The sequence below is a fragment of the Pseudomonas sp. YeP6b genome (assembly GCF_025642995.1).
Taxonomy (GTDB): Bacteria; Pseudomonadota; Gammaproteobacteria; order Pseudomonadales; family Pseudomonadaceae; genus Aquipseudomonas.
In genome coordinates this window covers 811,697-831,824 of sequence record NZ_CP080090.1, presented here as the reverse complement: position 1 = coordinate 831,824, position 20,128 = coordinate 811,697, and the positions used below count along the sequence as shown (strand labels likewise).

Genomic DNA, 20,128 nt, shown 5'->3' with positions numbered 1-20,128 from the left:
TCCAAGAATTTATGTCGTCTGCCCACAAGGCCAGTCGCAAACTCAGGCAACCGATTCTGGTAGCCTTTCCGCCCTGGAGCAAGCCATGCAAGACCTCGATCCCGTCGAAACCCAGGAATGGCTGGACGCCCTGGAATCGGTTCTCGACAAAGAAGGCGAAGACCGTGCTCACTACCTGATGACCCGTATGGGCGAACTCGCGACCCGCAGCGGCTCGCAACTGCCCTACGCCATCACTACGCCATACCGCAACACCATCCCCGTTACCCACGAAGCACGCATGCCTGGCGACCTGTTCATGGAACGCCGCATTCGCTCGCTGGTACGTTGGAACGCCATGGCGATGGTAATGCGCACGAACTTGAAAGATTCTGACCTGGGCGGTCACATCTCCAGCTTCGCTTCCAGCGCAACCCTGTATGACATCGGCTTCAACTACTTCTTCCAGGCCCCGACCGACGAACACGGCGGCGACCTGATCTACTTCCAGGGCCACACCTCTCCAGGCGTTTACGCCCGTGCGTTCATGGAAGGCCGCATCACCGAAGACCAGATGAACAACTTCCGTCAGGAAGTGGACGGTGGCGGCCTGTCGTCGTACCCGCACCCTTGGCTGATGCCTGATTTCTGGCAGTTCCCGACTGTATCCATGGGCCTTGGCCCGATCCAGGCGATCTACCAGGCACGCTTCATGAAGTACCTGGAAGCCCGTGGTTTCATCCCTGAAGGCAAGCAGAAAGTCTGGTGCTTCCTGGGCGACGGCGAGTGTGACGAGCCGGAATCCCTGGGCGCCATCTCTCTGGCTGGCCGCGAGAAGCTCGACAACCTGATCTTCGTCATCAACTGCAACCTGCAGCGCCTCGACGGCCCGGTTCGCGGCAACGGCAAGATCATCCAAGAACTCGAAGGCGTGTTCCGCGGTGCTCAGTGGAACGTGACCAAAGTCATCTGGGGCCGTTTCTGGGACCCACTGTTGGCCAAAGACGTCGACGGTATCCTGCAACGTCGCATGGACGAAGTCATCGACGGCGAGTACCAGAACTACAAGGCCAAAGACGGCGCGTTCGTACGTGAGCACTTCTTCAACACGCCTGAACTCAAGGCGATGGTTGCAGACCTGTCCGACGACGAGATCTGGAAGCTCAACCGTGGTGGCCACGACCCGTACAAGGTCTACGCGGCGTACCACGAAGCGGTCAACCACAAAGAACAACCGACCGTCATCCTGGCCAAGACCATCAAGGGTTATGGCACCGGTGCCGGCGAAGCGAAAAACACCGCGCACAACACCAAGAAGGTTGATGTTGAAAGCCTGAAGCTGTTCCGCGATCGCTTCGACATCCCCGTCAAAGACGAAGAGCTGGAAAACCTGCCGTTCTTCAAGCCAGAGCCAAACAGCGCCGAAGCCCGTTACCTGAGCGAGCGCCGTACTGCACTGGGCGGTTTCGTGCCACAGCGCCGCGCCAAGTCCTTCGACATTCCGACACCGCCACTCGATACCCTCAAGGCTATCCTGGACGGCTCGGGCGACCGTGAAATCTCCACCACCATGGCCTTCGTGCGGATCCTCGCGCAGTTGGTCAAGGACAAGGAAATCGGTTCGCGTATCGTCCCGATCATCCCGGACGAAGCCCGTACCTTTGGTATGGAAGGCATGTTCCGTCAGTTGGGCATCTACTCCTCCGTCGGCCAGCTCTACGAGCCAGTCGATAAAGACCAGGTGATGTTCTACAAGGAAGACAAGAAGGGCCAGATCCTCGAAGAAGGCATCAACGAAGCGGGCGCCATGAGCTCCTTCATCGCTGCCGGTACTTCGTACTCCAGCCACAACCAGCCGATGCTGCCGTTCTACATCTTCTACTCGATGTTCGGCTTCCAGCGTATTGGCGACCTGGCGTGGGCAGCAGGCGACAGCCGTACCCGTGGCTTCCTGATCGGCGGTACTGCCGGGCGGACCACGCTGAACGGCGAAGGCCTGCAACACGAAGACGGTCACAGCCACATTCTGGCTGCCACCATCCCGAACTGCCGCACCTTTGATCCAACCTACGGCTATGAGCTGGCGGTGATCATCCAGGACGGCATGAAGAAGATGACCGAACAGCAGCAGGACGTTTTCTACTACATCACCGTGATGAACGAGTCCTACCAGCAGCCAGCTATGCCGGCCGGCGTGGAAGAAGGCATCATCAAGGGCATGTACCTGCTCGAAGAAGACACCAAGGAAGCGGCGCACCACGTACAGCTGATGGGCTCCGGCACCATCCTGCGTGAAGTCCGTGAAGCGGCGAAGATCCTGCGTGAAGAGTTCAACGTCGGCGCTGACGTGTGGAGCGTTACCAGCTTCAACGAACTGCGTCGCGACGGCCTGGCGGTGGAGCGTAACAACCGCCTGCACCCAGGTCAGAAGCCTGCACTGAGCTACGTTGAAGAGTGCTTGGCCGGCCGTAAAGGTCCAGTCATTGCCTCTACCGACTACATGAAGCTGTTTGCTGAACAGATTCGCCAGTGGGTCCCGTCCAAGGAATTCAAAGTCCTGGGCACCGACGGTTTCGGCCGCAGTGACAGCCGCAAGAAGCTGCGTCACTTCTTCGAAGTTGACCGTCACTTCGTGGTGTTGGCAGCCTTGGAAGCCTTGGCTGACCGTGGTGAGATCGAACCTAAGGTGGTGGCTGACGCTATCGTCAAGTTCGGGATCAACCCGGAAAAACGCAACCCACTGGACTGCTGAGGAGATTTTTTGTGAGCGAACTCATTCGCGTACCTGACATCGGCAGCGGTGAAGGTGAAGTAATCGAGCTGTTTGTGAAGGTCGGCGACAAAGTCGAAGCCGACCAGAGCATCCTGACCCTGGAATCGGACAAGGCGAGCATGGAAATCCCTGCTCCCAAAGCCGGCGTGGTCAAGAGCCTGAAAGTGAAGCTGGGCGACCGCCTGAAAGAAGGCGACGAACTGCTGGAGCTGGAAATCGAAGGTGCCGCTGATGCGGCCCCTGCGCCAGCCCCTGCTGCCGCTGCTGCACCCGCCCCTGCTGCTGAAAAGCCTGCCGCCGCCGAAGCTCCAGCAGCCCCGGCCGCTGCACCTGCCGCCGCCACCGTCCAGGACATTCATGTTCCGGACATCGGTTCGTCGGGCAAGGCCAAGATCATCGAGCTGCTGGTCAAGGTCGGCGACACCGTCGAAGCCGATCAGTCGCTGATCACCCTGGAGTCCGACAAGGCCTCCATGGAAATCCCTTCGCCGGCTGCCGGCGTGGTGGAAAGCATCGCGGTCAAGCTGGAAGACGAAGTCGGCACTGGCGATTTCATCCTCAAGCTCAAAGTACAAGGCGCTGCGCCTGCTGCGGCACCGGCGCCAGCCGCTGCTGCCCCGGCGGCCAAGGCTGAAGCGGCTCCGGCCGCTGCCGCCCCGGCACCGGCTGCAAAAGCTGAGGCCGCACCGGCCCCAGCGGCTGCCGCACCTGCGCCAAGCGGTGCCAAGGTTCACGCCGGCCCTGCCGTGCGTCAGCTGGCCCGTGAATTCGGCGTTGAGCTCAACGCTGTGTCGGCCACTGGCCCTCACGGTCGCGTGCTGAAAGAAGACGTGCAGGTTTACGTCAAAGCCATGATGCAGAAAGCCAAGGAAGCTCCGGCTGCCGGCGCTGCTACTGGTGGTTCGGGCATTCCGCCGATTCCGGTCGTGGACTTCAGCCGCTTCGGCGAAACCGAAGAAGTGCCGATGACTCGCCTGATGCAAATCGGCGCGTCGAGCCTGCACCGCAGCTGGCTGAACATTCCGCACGTGACTCAGTTCGACCAAGCCGACATCACCGACCTGGAAGCTTTCCGCGTTGCGCAGAAAGCCGTGGCCGAGAAGGCCGGCGTGAAACTGACCGTGCTGCCACTGCTGCTCAAGGCCTGCGCGCACCTGCTCAAGGAACTGCCGGACTTCAACAGTTCCCTGGCACCAAGCGGCAAGGCGATCATTCGCAAGAAATACGTGAACATCGGCTTTGCAGTCGACACGCCTGACGGCCTGCTGGTACCGGTCATCAAGAACGTCGACCAGAAGAGCCTGCTGCAACTCGCTGCCGAAGCGGCTGCGCTGGCTGCCAAGGCCCGCGACAAGAAGCTCACCGCAGACGATATGCAGGGCGCGTGCTTCACCATCTCCAGCCTCGGTCACATTGGCGGCACTGGCTTCACGCCAATCGTCAACGCGCCGGAAGTGGCAATCCTGGGTGTTTCCAAGGCCACGATCCAGCCTGTGTGGGACGGTAAAGCGTTCCAGCCTAAGCTGATGCTGCCGCTGTCGTTGTCCTACGATCACCGTGTGATCAACGGTGCAGCCGCTGCACGCTTCACGCAGCGCCTGAGCCAACTGCTGAACGACATCCGCACCATCCTGCTGTAAGCCTCAACGGGCCTCCCTTTCACCGGGGAGGCCTGGCTGCACCGATTTCCGAGCGCCACGCTCGTACCTCAACCCCGCCATTTGGCGGGGCTTTTTTTGGCCTGCCGGTTTGTAGGAGCTAGGCCCGCCGTGCCTGCGTCAATGCGCCACCCATCACCTCGATTGTAGAAACCGCTCCCGCGGCCGATAACAGCCATATAGCACTTAGCCTTCATCCTCTCTTGTCAGTGCGTGCTGCATGATGCAACCTTGCCGCAGGTGACAGTAAAGAGGGCGTGAGCCCGGCGCCGTGCGCATTTTTCCAAGCGAGTTCCCCCATGAAAAGCCAACCCGATGTCGCCCGTATGGCGGCCGAGGTAGTGACGCAGTTACCGGTGCCTTCGCGCCTCGGCATGCTGCGTTTCGAGCGGCTTAATGAGGCAAGCTGGGCCCTCTTGTACCTCGACCCCAATTGCGAGCGCCAATTCGGCCTGCCGGCGGTTGAGCTGTGTGCCTTGCTCGGCACACCCTACGCCAGCCTGATGGAACCGCAGGCGCGCTACCAACTGCACGACGCCATCCAGCAACAACTGACCCAGAGCCCGCATTACTTGGTGCGCTACACCTTGCACACCAACGACGGCCCCCTGAGCCTGCTGGAAATGGGCGAGGCCTACAAACAACACAATCGCCACCTGCTGCGCGGCTACCTGATGGTGGTCGACGGGCTGTTCAGCGAAATCCCCGCCGCCGCCCCGACCGCAGACCTGGAAAACCAGAACAGCCGCCTGCAGATCGCCCTGGAGCTCAACCAGCGCGCCCAGCTGGAACAGTTGCAGCACCTGGAACGCGTGCGCGCCCAACAGGAGCTGATTCTGCTGCTCGCGCGCCAGCGCTACACCACGCCTAACTCGCTGCAGGAAGCCGCCGAGCTGATCACCCGCAGCGCGTGCGACATCTACCAGATCGATTGCGCGAGCATCTGGAACCTCGAAGGCCAGCGCCTGGTGCCGATCTCGGCCTACCACCGCGCCGACCAACAACACCATTTGCCGGAAGCGATCGACGCCAGCGGCTTCCCGGACTACCTGGAAGCCCTGCACTCGAGCCGCGCCATCGACGCCACCCATGCGATGCGCGACCCGCGCACCCGGGAAATGGCCGAGAGCCTGCGCGCTAAGGATATATACGCGATGCTCGACGCGAGCATCCGCGTCGATGGCCAGGTCATTGGCGTGTTGTGCCTGGAACAAAGCGGCAGCCCCCGCGCATGGCAGACCGATGAAATCGCCTTCGCCGGTGAGCTGGCGGACCAATTCGCGCAAGTGATCAACAACCACAACCGGCGCACCGCCACCAGCGCCCTGCACCTGTTTCAGCGTGCCGTGGAGCAAAGTGCCAACGCCTTTTTGCTGGTCAATTGCGACGGCGTGGTGGAGTACGTCAACCCCAGCTTTACCGCGATCACCCAATACAGCGCCGAAGAAGTCCACGGCCACCGCCTGGCGCAACTGCCGGCGCTGGAGAACCTCAGCGAGTTGCTCTTCGATGCGCCGTCGAGCCTGGCCAAGAGCAATAGCTGGCAGGGCGAGTTCAAGAGCCGGCGCAAGAACCTCGAACCCTACTGGGGCCAACTGTCGATTTCCAAGGTGTATGGCGACAACCGTGAGTTGACCCACTACATCGGCATCTACGAAGACATTACCCAAACCAAGCTGGCCCAGCAGCGCATCGAGCGCCTGGCCTACACCGACAACCTGACCAACCTGGGCAACCGCCCGGCGTTTATCCGCAACCTGGATGAGCGCTTTGCCCGCGACAGCGACAGCCCGATCAGCCTGTTGCTGGTGGACATCGACAACTTCAAGCGGATCAACGACAGCCTCGGCCACCAGACCGGCGACAAGCTGCTGATCAGCCTGGCACGCCGCCTGCGCAACAGCCTGAGCGCCAGTGGCAGCTTGGCGCGGTTTGCCAGTAACGAGTTCGCGGTGTTGCTCGACGACACTGATCTTGAGACTGGCCAGCAGGTTGCCAGCCAGCTGCTGGCCACCCTCGACAAGCCGATGTTCGTCGATAACCAGCTAATCAGCGTCACCGGCTCCGTGGGCCTGGCGTGCGCGCCATTACACGGCCGCGACCCGCAAACCCTGATGCGTAACGCCGGGCTGGCGCTGCACAAAGCCAAGGCCAACGGCAAACACCAAGTGCAGGTGTTCACCGAAGCCCTGAACGCCGAGGCCAGTTACAAACTGTTCGTGGAAAACAACCTGCGCCGCGCCCTGACCCAGAACGAGCTGGACGTGTTCTACCAGCCCAAACTGTGCCTGCGCAGCGGCCGCCTGCTGGGCATGGAAGCGTTGTTGCGTTGGAACCACCCGGAAAAGGGCATGATTCGCCCCGACCAGTTCATCAGCGTGGCGGAAGAGACTGGGCTGATCATCCCTATCGGTAAGTGGATCGCGCGCCAGGCCTGCCGCATGAGCCGGCAGTTGACCGCCGCGGGCATGGGCAACTTGCAGGTGGCGATCAACCTGTCGCCCAAGCAGTTTTCCGACCCGGATCTGGTGGCCTCAATTGCCACCATCCTCAAGGAAGAACAACTGCCGGCCAACCTGCTGGAGCTGGAATTGACCGAAGGCTTGCTGCTGGAAGCCACCGAAGACACGCGCTTGCAGCTCGACCAGCTCAAAAGCTTTGGCCTGACCCTGGCCATGGACGACTTCGGCACCGGTTACTCGTCGCTGAGTTACTTGAAAAAATTCCCCATCGACATCATCAAGATCGACCGCAGCTTTATCCACGAAATCCCGGACAACCAGGACGACATGGAAATCACCTCGGCGGTGATCGCCATGGCTCACAACCTCAAGCTCAAGGTGGTGGCCGAAGGCGTCGAGACCGCCGAACAGTTAGCCTTCCTGCGTCGGCATCGTTGTGATGTGGGCCAGGGCTATTTGTTTGACCGGCCGATCCCCGGTGCAGAGCTGCTCGAGAAGCTTAAACGCTACCCGCGCGGGCCAATCGCCTGACAGCGCTGTAACACTCGGGCACACTGAGTGTCTTCTTAATACATAACTCAATCTGACTGAGAGGACTGATCATGGTCTTGCGCTCGGAAATTCTGGTGAACAAAAACGTGTTGCCTACTCAAGAACAAGCTTTGCCTGGCCGTGAAACCCCGATGAATCTGCCGCAAACGCATTTCGTCAACGGCAACCCGCTGCTCGGCCCCTTTGTCGACAACGTAGAGTTCGCGATATTCGGCCTGGGTTGCTTCTGGGGCGCGGAGCGCAAGTTTTGGCAGCGCGACGGCGTAGTCAGCACCGTGGTCGGTTATGCCGGCGGCTACACGCCGAACCCGACCTACGAAGAAGTTTGCTCGGGCCTGACCGGCCATAGCGAAGTGGTACTGGTAGTGTTTGACCAAGACAAGATCAGCTACGAAGAGCTGCTGAAAATGTTTTGGGAGTTGCACAACCCGACCCAGGGCATGCGCCAGGGCAACGACATCGGCAGCCAGTACCGTTCGGTGATTTACGCGGTGAAACCTGAGCATCTGGAGGCGGCCAAGGCCAGCGCCGAGGCGTATCAGGGTGAGCTGACCAAGGCTGGCCTGGGCACCATCACCACAGAAATTGAAGAAGCACCGACGGTGTACTTCGCCGAGGCGTATCACCAGCAGTACCTGGCGAAGAACCCGCAGGGGTACTGCGGGATCGGCGGCACGGGCGTGACCTGCCCGATCTGACGCAAACAGCATCGCGGGCAAGCCCGTTCCCACCTTGGAATGCATTCCAAATGTGGGAGCAGGTTTGCCCGCGATGGCGTCCTGACAGGCGACTAATTACTCAGCGATGAGCCAATCCATCTGCCACCCACCCTGGGTCTGCCCAAGCTTCTTGGACAACCACGGCAGCAGCTCACGCAACTCCTCCTCCAGCCCCCACGGCGGGTTGGCAATCGCCAGGCCCGAGCCGGTCAGGGTGTTGGGCGTGTCCAGCGGATGCACCAGCAACTCCACCCGCAACAACTTCGGCGCACCAGTGCCGGCCAGGTCCTGATAGAAGCGGCGCAACATGCGCTGGTCTTTCACCGGGTACCAAATCGCCGCGACTGTCTGGCGCATGCGGCTGACGGCTTCCTTGAGGGACGCTGCGCAGCGCTGCATCTCGTCCAGTTGCTCAAACGGCGGATCGATCAGCATCAGCGCGCGTTTTTCCGGCACGGGTAGCAGGGCGCGCGGCACATGCCAGCCTTCGCCCAGGTGCACTTTGACCCGGCGATCACCCTTCATGTTGTCCTTGAGCAGCACACCATCTTCCGGGTGCTTTTCGTTGAGCAACACACGGTCCTGGGGCCGCGTGAGGCGGCGCGCCAGTTCCGGCGAGCCCGGGTAATAGCGCAACTGGCCGTCCGGGTTCATCTCGTGCAGCACGCGCATGTAATCGGCGGTCAACGGCGGCAAGTCGCTCGCGCCCCACAGGCGGGCGATGCCTTCCAGGTATTCACCGGTGCGGTTGGCCTGATCACCTTGTAAGTCGTACAGCCCGATCCCGGCGTGGGTGTCAAGGTAGGCGAACGGCTGCTCCTTGCGCGACATCAAGGCGATGAGGCGGGTCAAGGTCAGGTGTTTGAAGACATCGGCGTGGTTGCCGGCGTGAAAGGCGTGACGATAATTCATGGTTGCTCCTGCGCAGGGGGCGAAGTTTACCTTCTACCGGGGCAAAGGTGCAGGGCTGCGTGTCGGGCGGTGCTTATGTCATAACCGCAGGCACACCGCCGAAAACAGTCTAATCGCCCCTGTGGGAACGGGCTTGCCCGCGAGGCAGGCGACGCGGTATTACCCTTGCACCGCGGTGATGCTATCGCAGGCAAGCCAGCGCCCACCGCGTACGGGGCGCTCAAGGAATCCAAGGAGGTCAATAACAATCATGAAAGACGCCACCATTGCACTGCACCATGGCTTCAAATCCGACCCGACCACCAAGGCCGTCGCCGTGCCGATCTACCAGAACGTCGCCTTCGAATTCGACAACGCCCAGCACGGCGCCGACCTGTTCAACCTGGACGTGCCCGGTAATATCTACACACGCATCATGAACCCCACCAACGACGTGCTGGAGCAGCGCATTGCCGCCCTTGAAGGCGGTATCGCCGCCCTAGCCGTATCAGCTGGCAGCGCCGCGATCCATTACGCGATCCAGACGCTGACCCGCGCGGGTGACAATATCGTCACCACGCCGCAGCTCTACGGCGGCACCTACACCCTGTTCGCGCACCTGTTGCCAAGCTTTGGCGTCGATGTGCGCTTCGCCCGCGACGACTGCGCCGCGGCCATCGCCGAATTGATCGATGACAACACCAAGCTGGTCTACTGCGAAAGCATCGGTAACCCCGCAGGCAACATCATCGACATCGAAGCCCTGGCCGATGTCGCCCACGCACACGGCGTACCACTGATGGTAGACAACACCGTGGCAACGCCAATCCTGTGCAAACCTATCCAGTTCGGCGCCGACATTGTGGTGCACTCCGTGACCAAATACGTCGGCGGCCACGGCAACTCCCTGGGCGGCGTCATCGTCGACAGCGGCACCTTCCCCTGGACGAAGTACCCAGAGAAATTCCCCGGTCTCAACACCCCCGAGCCGGCCTATCACGGCGTGGTCTACACCGATAAATTCGGCCCCGCCGCCTTTATCGCCCGTGCCCGCACCGTGCCACTGCGCAACACCGGCGCAGCCCTCGCACCGATGAATGCCTTCCTATTGCTGCAAGGCCTGGAAACCCTGGCCCTGCGCATGGAGCGCCATACTGAAAACGCGCTGAAGGTTGCGCAGTTTCTGCAAGGCCACGTCGAGGTGGAATGGGTCAGCTATGCCGGGCTGCCGGATCACCCGCACCACGCATTAGCGCAGAAATACATGCAGGGCAAACCGTCAGCGATTCTGTCCTTTGGCCTCAAGGGTGGTTACGACGCCGGAGTACGCTTCTACGACGCCCTGCAAATCTTCAAACGCCTGGTGAACATTGGTGATGCCAAATCCCTGGCCTGCCATCCGGCGTCCACCACCCATCGGCAGATGAATGAGCAGGAGCAGGCCAAGGCCGGCGTGAAGCCCGAAATGATTCGCCTGTCGGTGGGCATCGAGGCAATTGAAGACTTGATCGAGGATCTGCAGCAGGCGCTGGGTTCAACTCAACTCTGAGGTCAAATAGTCGGCCAGCGCCCCATGACTGACATCCGCCCCGCGCACGAAGTAGGCGACCTTGTGCTGCAAGGTCACAGGCTTGAAGGCGGTGTACAGGTCGGGGCGTTGTTCTTCGAGCCATTGCAGCAGGTTATTGATCAACACCTGGGGTGATTGCGCGGCCAGATGCTCCAACACCACGGCGGGCACGCGCCACCATGGGCTGGTTTTGGCGGCAACCACCGGGCCTGTCGCAACCGTCAGCGGTTGGCGGTTGATCAGGTAACGCTGAAATACCGGCAACACCTTCCCCGCCTCGTCGCCCAATTTCTGCACAATCGGCAGAAATTGGCCGCCATCCCAAAAGCGCAAAAACACGTCCTGGCCCTCGGGCAGCAACACCTTGGTCAGGCTTTGCAGATGCGCGACCACTGTTTCCAGCGGGCTGGACGACACTGCCAACCACCCCCAATCCGTTGCTTCGGTGGTTGCGATCCAGTCGAGGAAGGGGCTGCCTGGCTCGATGATGCCAACGTAAGGCATCACCTCATTCCACTGCGCATAGGCCGTGCCTGCCCAGATTGGCTGGGGCGGCATTGCACCTGCCTTCGCTTGCCAAGCGCTAAACGGCTTGGCGTCGCTGGCACTGCCCAGCACGGCGAAAATCTGCTCATTGGCGAGCAAAGGGTATTGGTCCAGCCAGGCATGAGGTTCCAAAGGCTGAGGCATAAGGGTTAACTCCTTTTAAGGTCGAGCCTGGAGATGTTCGGCAATATCACACTGACCGTTCTTGCAGCGCTCACACTCTTCGCAAAACGGTGCACTGCGTTTCAGGCTGGCCACTTGCACGCGGCTGAGCAGGGCGGGAATAACCGCCAGCAGCTTTTCCTTGATGCCCGGCATTAACGGCGCAGCGGCGGCAGCCGGCACGCCGCCAAGCTGAATCGGCACGCTGCTGAATATGCCGCTCGCCGAAAGCGTGATCGACTGCCCTCCCGCCTGGATCGTCACGCTGGCGCCGGCGTCGATAACAATGCTTTGCCCTGCTCCGATCTGAATGGCCCGCCCTGCCCGCACCTGCTGCGAACCACCGACCACCAGATGATCATCCTGCTTGAGCTCGGTCAGGCGGTTGCCGTGGGTAATGCGTTGCTCTTCGCCTTGAAGCTCATGGTGCGACTCGCCGCCCACCGTCACCCGGCGCTGGTTATCGACCTGCACCTGTTGGTCATTCAAGACGTGCTGGGTCCAATCCCGCTGGGCGCGCAGGTAGATTTCCTCAGCGCCCTTGCGGTCTTCAATGCGCAGCTCGTTGTAGCCACCACCCCCCGGGCTGCTGTGGCTGCGCAAGATGCTGCGGGTCTTGTCTGCCGGCAGGTCGAGGGGCACAGGGTTCGCCGCGTTGGGCAGGCAGCCCATCACCAACGGCATGTCTATGTCGCCATTCACGAAGCCTACCAGCACCTCCATGCCGACCCTGGGGATCAGCACCGAACCATAACGGTCATGGGCCCAAGCGCTGGCGACTCGCAGCCAACAACTGGAATGGTCGTTGTGCTCGCCGTCGCGGTCCCAGGCCATCTGTACTTTGACCCGGCCGTATTCGTCGCAATGGATCTCACTGTCGGCAGGCCCTGTGACCACCGCGCTTTGGTAACCGGATATTTGCGGCCGCGACAGGATCAGGGGCGTTCGAAATGGCACGTCCCAAGGGGTGATAACAAATTCATTTCTGTAGCCCGGAGGTGATTCATCGCCATCGTCTTCGGGAACAGACTCCTCCAACACTTGAGGCTGATGCCCTGAATGGTGCAATTGGGTTACCAACCACAAATCATTCCATTCCTGACGAGGGTGCCCGGCCATTTTCAAGAACTGCCCGGTAACCAAGGCCGGCTGGTCGCTAAAACCGCTGGCCTGGCGATAATCGCTGCGGTGACGCTCCAACAGGCGTTGCGCCAGGTACTTACCATGCTCACGATCAGCAAAGTGCCCAGGGTAGCGCTGTTCGACCAGGGCGGGACGTTGCCCGCTGGAGGCCGAGCTTTCCAACACCAGACTCCGCTTCTTGAAATCGTAGTCTCGCAGGTTCACACCGGTGGTACGCGCCTTTAGCCGCAGGCTAAATTGCTTGATCGCAGGCGTGTCAGCGACCATCCCGGAACCGGGCGAATACGGGGTGGTTTGAGCCGGCTGGGCAAACACGCTCTGGTCATCGCCAAACACCAACAGGTGGCGCTCGGGGCTGTGCTGGAAGTGATAATGAATGCCAGACTCGACACACAGGCGCTGAATGAACTCCAGGTCGGTTTCACCGAACTGAACACAGTACTCACGCTCGGGGTACTTGCCGCTCAGCTGAAACGCGAAGGTGTCCCCCTGGATAGCCTGGGCCTCCAACACCAGCGCAATGATCTGGGGCACGGTTTTTTTCTGGAAAATCCGCTGGTGAGTGCTGTGTTCCAGATAAGCCAACTGCGGCACCAACGTGACCTGGTAACGGGTAAGACGCTTGCCCGAATCACCTTGGGCCACCCGATATACCTGGCCGTGAATGCCATGCCCCTGAGCGTCAAACCCCAGGAACGCCTGACGGTGCAGCAGGCTCTCGAGGTCCAGATCGGCTTGCTCGCTGACCAGTTCAAGGTCAACGCGAAACGGCAGGCTAATAAACTCATCACCCATGAACCCACGGACCTTGAGATCGCTGGGCTGCCCATCAAGGGTCAGGGTAAACGCGCTTTCGTTGGCAGGAGCGAACATCCGGTGTTTCTCTGCGAGGGGTAGGCGGCCGATTCTGCACCAGCTTTTTGCCGACCTGAGCGTGCCGCTGGCAAATCAGTAAGGTCCTACGTCATGAGTACAAAATTCCTCACTCAGCCGAGTCGAAGGCCGCTCATGTCCGTGCTAGCGTTAATGCTCCTCCCCTCGCCGGCCCTTTGGAAAAAGCATGACCACCCGCTACGCAAAAATCATCCTGACCCTCGTCCTTGCGGCCTTCGCCGGCTTAGTTGCGTTCAACAACATCACCGACTACGGCTCCAACTTCGCCTTCGTCAAACACGTGTTGAGCATGGACACCACGTTCCCCGACAACGCCGCTATGTACCGCTCAATCACCACGCCAGGGCTGTGGCACGCGGCCTACGCGCTGATCATCCTGGGCGAGGCGCTTACTGCACTGTTGCTGGCCTGGGGTGCGCTGTCGTTGTGGCGCGCTCGGCACGCGCCGGCTATCGCGTTCAACCGCGCCAAAGCAGGCGCAACCACCGGCCTCGCGCTCGGCTTTTTGGTGTGGTTTTTTGGTTTTATGGTGGTGGGCGGCGAATGGTTTCTGATGTGGCAATCCCATCAGTGGAATGGCCAGGAAGCGGCGTTCAAGTTCTACATGGCGATTCTGGGTGTGCTGATTTTTCTTAATCAGCCGGATACCAACTGAACCGCCCATAAAAAAGGCCCGCCATCCTTAGGACGCGGGCCTTTTTTCAATTCAGCGGGCGCTCAGCACCCGACGAATCACTTGTTGAGGTTGTAGTCTTTTTCCGCAGCATCAAAGCGCTCGACCATACCGGCAGTCGGTGCGCCCAGCTTGCTGACGAAGTAGATCGCCAGGCTGGCGAAGATGAAGCCTGGGATGATTTCGTACAAGCCCAGCAACTCGAAGTGCTTCCACACGATCACGGTGACCGCGCCGACCAGGATGCCGGCCAGGGCGCCGTTGCGGGTCATCTGTTTCCAGATCACCGAGATCAGCACCACAGGACCGAACGCAGCGCCGAAACCGGCCCAGGCGTAGCTCACCAGGCCGAGTACACGGTTGTTCGGGTTGGCTGCCATGGCGATGGCGATCAGGGCCACCAACAGCACCATCGCGCGGCCGACCCACACCAGTTCAACCTGGGAGGCGTTTTTGCGCAGGAAGGTTTTGTAGAAGTCTTCGGTCAGCGCGCTGGAGCACACCAGCAGTTGGCAGCTCAGGGTGCTCATCACCGCTGCCAGGATCGCGGACAGCAACACGCCGGCAATCCACGGGTTGAACAGCAGCTTGGCCAACTCGATGAACACACGTTCGTGGTTCTCATTGACCGGGCCAGCCACTTCCGGGTGCGCCGAGAAGTAAGCGATGCCGAAGAAGCCCACTGCCACGGTGCCGCCCAGGCACAGGATCATCCAGGTCATGGAGATGCGACGTGCCTTGGCGATCGACTTCACCGAATCCGCCGCCATGAAACGCGCGAGGATGTGCGGCTGGCCGAAGTAGCCCAGGCCCCAGCCCATCAGCGAGATGATGCCGATGAAGCTGGTGTTTTTCAGCATGTTGAAGTTGTCGGGGTTCTTGGCTTCGATCGCCAGGAAGGTGGTGTCAATGCCACCGGTGGCCAGCAGCACGATGATTGGCGTCAGGATCAGCGCGAAGATCATCAGCGTGGCTTGTACGGTATCTGTCCAGCTGACTGCCAGGAAACCACCGACAAAGGTGTAGGCAATCGTCGCAGCAGCACCAGCCCACAGCGCGGTCTCGTAGGACATGCCGAAGGTGCTTTCAAACAGACGGGCGCCGGCGACGATGCCGGAAGCGCAGTAAATGGTGAAGAACACCAGGATCACCACCGCAGAGATAATCCGCAGCAGGCCGCTTTTATCTTCGAAGCGGCTGGAGAAGTAATCCGGCAGCGTCAGGGCGTCGCCGTTGTGCTCGGTCTGCACCCGCAGGCGGCCGGCCACGAACAACCAGTTCAGGTAAGCGCCGACGATCAGGCCGATGGCGATCCAGCTTTCCGACAGGCCGGACATGTAGATAGCGCCCGGCAGGCCCATCAACAACCAGCCGCTCATGTCGGAAGCACCGGCCGACAAGGCGGTGACCACGCTACCAAGGCTGCGACCGCCGAGGATGTAATCGGAGAGGTTGTTGGTGGAGCGATAGGCCATTAAGCCGATCAGCACCATTGCTGCGATGTAGATCACAAACGTGATCAGGGTGGGATTGCTAACGCTCATAAGAGTGACGCCCTGGCATTGTTTTTATGTAGCGACGGTCTGTCAGACGGCCACCCGTGGATAAACGGGTAGACGAAACGACGTGCCGCGCATTTATGACTGACGTTTCCCCAGGAAAGCCGCCAGCCGATGAACCGAACCCTTCAGGTGGTTGCACCTTGGGCACGAATGCTATTCAACAAAGTAAATAAGGTGCAACCAGTTTCTTGAGAATAAGTTGCACCCATGTGTGTTTTGACTAAAACAGCGGTTTTTTGCTCCTTTTCGGAGCAAGAACAGCCAATGTCAGAAGCAAATGCACCACTGTGGAGCGGATTCGGTCGAAGGCCGAATTTTTTCCCGATCACGATCGAAAATTTCCTGAACAATTTGGGTTGCACCCGGTTGCACCTCTGGATGCGCAAAGCTAATCTTGCCGCCAGCAGATGCCACGCAGTAGTGGCACCCATGAGGATAAAAAGATGGCTACGACCACCCTTGGGGTCAAACTCGACGACCCGACCCGCGAACGCCTCAAGGCGGCCGCGACCTCCATTGATCGCACGCCGCACTGGCTGATCAAGCAGGCGATTTTCAATTACCTGGAGAAACTCGAGGGTGGTGCAACCCTGACCGAGCTCAACGGCTCGGGCAGCAAGGACGCTGAAGACGCAGGCGAAGTCCAGTCGGACCACGCCCACCAGTGCTTCCTGGAGTTCGCCGAAAGCATCTTGCCGCAATCCGTACTGCGCGCCTCGATCACCGCCGCCTACCGTCGCCCCGAGCCGGAAGTGGTGCCGATGCTGATTGAGCAGGCCCGCCTGCCGCAACAGATGGCCGAGGCCACCAACAAGCTGGCCGCCTCGATTGCCGAGAAGCTGCGCAATCAGAAGAGCGCCGGCGGCCGTGCCGGGATTGTTCAGGGCCTGCTGCAAGAATTTTCCCTGTCGTCCCAGGAAGGCGTGGCACTGATGTGCCTGGCCGAAGCGCTGCTGCGCATCCCGGACAAAGGCACCCGCGACGCGCTGATCCGCGACAAGATCAGCACCGGCAACTGGCAGCCGCACCTGGGCAACAGCCCGTCGCTGTTCGTCAACGCCGCTACCTGGGGCCTGCTGCTGACCGGCAAACTGGTCGCCACCCACAACGAAGCGGGCTTGACCTCGTCCCTGAGCCGCATCATCGGCAAGAGCGGCGAACCGATGATCCGCAAGGGCGTCGACATGGCCATGCGCCTGATGGGCGAGCAGTTCGTCACCGGCGAAACCATCGCCGAAGCCCTGGCCAATGCGAGCAAGTTCGAAGCCAAGGGCTTCCGCTACTCCTACGACATGCTCGGTGAAGCCGCGCTGACCGAACACGATGCCCAGAAGTACCTGGCCTCGTATGAACAAGCCATTCACTCCATCGGCAAAGCTTCCCACGGCCGTGGGATTTATGAAGGCCCGGGCATTTCCATCAAGCTCTCGGCACTGCACCCGCGTTACAGCCGCGCCCAGTACGAGCGCGTGATGGACGAGTTGTACCCGCGCCTGCTGTCCCTGACCTTGCTGGCCAAGCAGTACGACATCGGCCTGAACATCGACGCCGAAGAAGCCGACCGCCTGGAGCTGTCGCTCGACCTGCTCGAACGCCTGTGCTTCGAGCCACAACTGACCGGCTGGAACGGCATCGGTTTCGTGATCCAGGCTTACCAGAAGCGTTGCCCGTATGTGATCGACTACGTCATCGACCTGGCGCGCCGCAGCCGCCATCGCCTGATGATCCGCCTGGTAAAAGGCGCGTACTGGGACAGCGAAATCAAGCGCGCCCAAGTCGAAGGCCTGGAAGGCTACCCTGTCTACACCCGCAAGGTGTACACCGACGTTTCCTACATCGCCTGTGCACGCAAACTGCTGTCAGTGCCGGAAGTCATCTACCCGCAGTTCGCCACGCACAACGCCCACACGCTGTCGGCCATTTACCATATCGCCGGCCAGAACTATTACCCCGGCCAGTACGAGTTCCAATGCCTGCATGGCATGGGTGAACCGCTGTATGAGCAAGTTGTGGGCAAGGTTTCCGATGGCAAGCTGAACCGTCCGTGCCGCGTGTACGCACCGGTCGGCACCCACGAAACACTGCTGGCGTACTTGGTGCGTCGCCTGCTGGAAAACGGCGCCAACACCTCGTTCGTTAACCGCATCGCCGACCACACCATCTCGATTCAGGAACTGGTGGCCGACCCAGTGGCCAACATCGAGCAGATGGCCACGCTGGAAGGCGGCTTCGGCCTGCCGCACCCGCGTATTCCGCTGCCGCGTGACCTGTATGGCAGCGACCGCGCCAACTCGGCCGGTATCGACTTGGCTAACGAACACCGCTTGGCGTCGTTGTCCTGCGCCTTGCTGGCCACCGCCCATAACGACTGGAAAGCTGCGCCGATGCTGGGCTGCGCGTCCAGCAATGAAGCGGCTGCACCGGTGCTGAACCCGTCCGACCTGCGTGACGTGGTCGGCCACGTACAGGAAGCCACCGTCGAAGACGTCGACAATGCTATCCAGTGCGCCATCAACGCTGGCCCGATCTGGCAGGCCACCCCGCCCGCCGAGCGCGCCGCGATCCTGGAGCGCGCCGCCGACTTGATGGAAGGCGAGATCCAGCCGCTGATGGGCCTGCTGGCCCGCGAAGCCGGCAAGACCTTCGCCAACGCCATCGCCGAAGTGCGCGAAGCCGTGGATTTCCTGCGTTACTACGCGGTGCAGGCGCGCAACGACTTCACCAACGATGCCCACCGCCCACTGGGCCCGGTGGTCTGCATCAGCCCGTGGAACTTCCCGCTGGCCATTTTCAGTGGCCAAGTCGCTGCGGCACTGGCGGCCGGCAACCCGGTATTGGCCAAGCCTGCCGAGCAAACCCCGCTGGTGGCGGCACAAGCCGTACGCATTTTGCTCGAAGCCGGTATTCCGGAAGGCGTACTGCAACTGCTGCCTGGCCAGGGCGAAAGCGTGGGTGCGCGCCTGGTCGGTGATGATCGCGTCAAAGGCGTGATGTTCACCGGCTCCACCGAAGTCGCGCGCCTGCTGCAACGCAGCGTCGCCGGTCGTCTGGATGCCCAGGGCCGTCCGATTCCGCTGATCGCCGAAACCGGCGGCCAGAACGCGATGATCGTCGACTCTTCGGCGCTGACCGAGCAAGTCGTGATCGACGTTGTCTCGTCGGCTTTCGACAGCGCCGGCCAACGCTGCTCGGCCCTGCGCGTCCTGTGCCTGCAGGAAGATTCGGCAGACCGCGTGATCGAAATGCTCAAAGGCGCCATGGCTGAATGCCGCCTGGGCAACCCGGAGCGCCTGTCGGTGGACATCGGCCCGGTAATCGACGCCGAAGCCAAGGCCGGCATCGAGAAACACATCCAGGCCATGCGCGACAAAGGCCGCAATGTGTACCAAGTGGCAATTGCCGACGGCGAAGAGATCAAGCGCGGCACCTTCGTGATGCCAACCCTGATCGAGCTGGAAAGCTTCGACGAACTGCAACGCGAGATCTTCGGACCCGTGCTGCACGTGGTGCGTTACAAGCGTAAAGAGATCGACCAGCTTATTTCGCAGATCAATGCTTCTGGCTACGGCCTGACCCTGGGCGTGCACACCCGCATCGATGAGACCATCGCCAAGGTGATCGACAACGTGCATGCCGGTAACGTCTACGTGAACCGCAACATCGTCGGCGCCGTGGTCGGCGTGCAGCCATTCGGCGGCGAAGGCCTGTCGGGCACTGGCCCGAAAGCCGGTGGGCCGTTGTACCTGTACCGTCTGCTGTCGACTCGTCCTACCGATGCGATCGAGCAATCCTTCGTACGTGGCGACAAGCTGACCGCACCGGACGTGCGTCTGCGTGATGCCATGAGCCAACCGCTGACCGCCCTGAAAACCTGGGCCGACAGCAACAAGTTCAGCGACCTGAGCGCCCTGTGCAATCAGTTCGCCGCGCAATCGCAAAGCGGTATCACCCGCCAACTGGCCGGCCCGACCGGCGAGCGCAACAGTTACGCCATCCTGCCCCGCGAGCACGTGCTGTGCCTGGCGGAAGTGGAAGGTGACTTGCTGACGCAACTGGCAGCAGTGTTGGCCGTCGGCGGTTCGGCGGTATGGCCGGAAACTGACCTGACCAAGGCAGTGTTCCCACGCCTGCCGAAGGAAATTCAGGCGAAGATCAAGCGCGTGCCCGATTGGACCAAGGACGAAGTGGTGTTCGACGCAGTCCTGCACCACGGCGACTCCGACCAACTGCGTGCGGTGTGCCAGCAAGTGGCACAGCGTGGCGGAGCGATTGTTGGGGTGCATGGTTTGTCGCAGGGTGAAACGGCGATTGCGCTGGAGCGCCTGGTGATCGAGCGTGCGTTGAGTGTTAACACCGCTGCGGCGGGGGGTAACGCCAGCCTGATGACCATTGGCTAACTAATGTGGGAGCGGGCTTGCTCGCGAAAGCGGAGTGTCAGTCGCCAGATGCATTGACTGATCCACCGCTTTCGCGAGCAAGCCCGCCCCCACATTTGACCGCATTTCAAATCCCCCGCCGCTGTTCTGCCTCTCCATCACGCAAAT

12 protein-coding genes are annotated in these 20,128 nt (G+C 60.9%); 7 read left to right on the top strand and 5 right to left on the bottom strand.

Annotated elements, in window-relative coordinates; translation table 11 throughout:
* Nucleotides 1-85 precede the first annotated feature (85 nt).
* The 4 genes from aceE (at nt 86) to msrA (ending at nt 8,122) form a co-directional block, all read left to right on the top strand.
* Complete coding sequence (gene aceE / locus KZH41_RS03680) at nt 86-2,731, top strand: pyruvate dehydrogenase (acetyl-transferring), homodimeric type (protein ID WP_094949244.1); 2,646 nt, start codon at nt 86-88, stop codon at nt 2,729-2,731.
* An 11-nt stretch (nt 2,732-2,742) separates the two neighbouring features.
* Nucleotides 2,743-4,392 carry a dihydrolipoyllysine-residue acetyltransferase gene (gene aceF / locus KZH41_RS03675; protein WP_094949245.1) on the top strand — a complete coding sequence of 550 codons (1,650 nt, stop codon included), beginning with the start codon at nt 2,743-2,745 and terminating at the stop codon, nt 4,390-4,392.
* A 317-nt stretch (nt 4,393-4,709) separates the two neighbouring features.
* Entirely contained in the window at nt 4,710-7,403 is a 2,694-nt protein-coding gene (locus KZH41_RS03670; RefSeq protein ID WP_094949246.1) for a putative bifunctional diguanylate cyclase/phosphodiesterase, read from the top strand.
* A 71-nt stretch (nt 7,404-7,474) separates the two neighbouring features.
* Nucleotides 7,475-8,122 (top strand): peptide-methionine (S)-S-oxide reductase MsrA, encoded by a 648-nt coding sequence (gene msrA / locus KZH41_RS03665; RefSeq protein ID WP_094949247.1) that lies wholly within the window; start codon nt 7,475-7,477, stop codon nt 8,120-8,122.
* A 96-nt stretch (nt 8,123-8,218) separates the two neighbouring features.
* Here msrA and KZH41_RS03660 read toward each other — a convergent pair whose 3' ends face one another.
* Nucleotides 8,219-9,055, bottom strand: a complete 837-nt coding sequence (locus KZH41_RS03660) for a 23S rRNA (adenine(2030)-N(6))-methyltransferase RlmJ (protein ID WP_034117387.1) — start codon at nt 9,053-9,055, stop codon at nt 8,219-8,221.
* Between the two features lie 250 nt (nt 9,056-9,305).
* On the opposite strand from KZH41_RS03660, the gene KZH41_RS03655 reads away from it, so the two are divergent.
* Complete coding sequence (locus KZH41_RS03655; RefSeq protein WP_263274403.1) at nt 9,306-10,583, top strand: O-acetylhomoserine aminocarboxypropyltransferase/cysteine synthase family protein; 1,278 nt, start codon at nt 9,306-9,308, stop codon at nt 10,581-10,583.
* Here the strand turns inward: KZH41_RS03655 and KZH41_RS03650 are convergent.
* Nucleotides 10,569-11,294: a DUF4123 domain-containing protein gene (locus KZH41_RS03650; RefSeq protein ID WP_263274402.1), complete on the bottom strand. Its 726-nt coding sequence runs from the start codon at nt 11,292-11,294 to the stop codon at nt 10,569-10,571. The two genes, KZH41_RS03655 and KZH41_RS03650, sit on opposite strands and share 15 nt — an antisense overlap.
* Before the next feature lie 15 nt (nt 11,295-11,309).
* Nucleotides 11,310-13,328, bottom strand: coding sequence for a type VI secretion system tip protein VgrG (locus KZH41_RS03645; RefSeq protein ID WP_094949251.1), 2,019 nt, complete (start codon nt 13,326-13,328; stop codon nt 11,310-11,312).
* 187 nt (nt 13,329-13,515) lie between these two features.
* Between KZH41_RS03645 and KZH41_RS03640 the strand changes: the two genes are divergently transcribed.
* The gene (locus KZH41_RS03640) at nt 13,516-14,004 is read left to right on the top strand and encodes a DUF2165 family protein (RefSeq protein WP_263274401.1); all 489 of its coding nucleotides are present in this window, start codon (nt 13,516-13,518) and stop codon (nt 14,002-14,004) included.
* Nucleotides 14,005-14,081: 77 nt separating this feature from the next.
* Here KZH41_RS03640 and putP read toward each other — a convergent pair whose 3' ends face one another.
* Nucleotides 14,082-15,566, bottom strand: a complete 1,485-nt coding sequence (gene putP, locus KZH41_RS03635) for a sodium/proline symporter PutP (RefSeq protein WP_094949253.1) — start codon at nt 15,564-15,566, stop codon at nt 14,082-14,084.
* A 143-nt stretch (nt 15,567-15,709) separates the two neighbouring features.
* Nucleotides 15,710-15,946 carry a hypothetical protein gene (locus KZH41_RS03630; protein ID WP_242154062.1) on the bottom strand — a complete coding sequence of 79 codons (237 nt, stop codon included), beginning with the start codon at nt 15,944-15,946 and terminating at the stop codon, nt 15,710-15,712.
* A gap of 81 nt (nt 15,947-16,027) precedes the next feature.
* Here KZH41_RS03630 and putA point away from each other — a divergent pair, with 81 nt between their 5' ends.
* Complete coding sequence (gene putA, locus KZH41_RS03625) at nt 16,028-19,981, top strand: trifunctional transcriptional regulator/proline dehydrogenase/L-glutamate gamma-semialdehyde dehydrogenase (RefSeq protein ID WP_094949254.1); 3,954 nt, start codon at nt 16,028-16,030, stop codon at nt 19,979-19,981.
* Nucleotides 19,982-20,128: the final 147 nt, after the last annotated feature.

Coding starts and splice junctions, on each gene's coding strand:
- aceE (WP_094949244.1), top strand. CDS start 86: ATGCAAGACCTCGATCCCGTCGAAACCCAGGAATGGCTGGACGCCCTG.
- KZH41_RS03670 (WP_094949246.1), top strand. CDS start 4,710: ATGAAAAGCCAACCCGATGTCGCCCGTATGGCGGCCGAGGTAGTGACG.
- msrA (WP_094949247.1), top strand. CDS start 7,475: ATGGTCTTGCGCTCGGAAATTCTGGTGAACAAAAACGTGTTGCCTACT.
- KZH41_RS03660 (WP_034117387.1), bottom strand. CDS start 9,055: ATGAATTATCGTCACGCCTTTCACGCCGGCAACCACGCCGATGTCTTC.
- KZH41_RS03655 (WP_263274403.1), top strand. CDS start 9,306: ATGAAAGACGCCACCATTGCACTGCACCATGGCTTCAAATCCGACCCG.
- KZH41_RS03650 (WP_263274402.1), bottom strand. CDS start 11,294: ATGCCTCAGCCTTTGGAACCTCATGCCTGGCTGGACCAATACCCTTTG.
- KZH41_RS03645 (WP_094949251.1), bottom strand. CDS start 13,328: ATGTTCGCTCCTGCCAACGAAAGCGCGTTTACCCTGACCCTTGATGGG.
- KZH41_RS03640 (WP_263274401.1), top strand. CDS start 13,516: ATGACCACCCGCTACGCAAAAATCATCCTGACCCTCGTCCTTGCGGCC.
- putP (WP_094949253.1), bottom strand. CDS start 15,566: ATGAGCGTTAGCAATCCCACCCTGATCACGTTTGTGATCTACATCGCA.
- putA (WP_094949254.1), top strand. CDS start 16,028: ATGGCTACGACCACCCTTGGGGTCAAACTCGACGACCCGACCCGCGAA.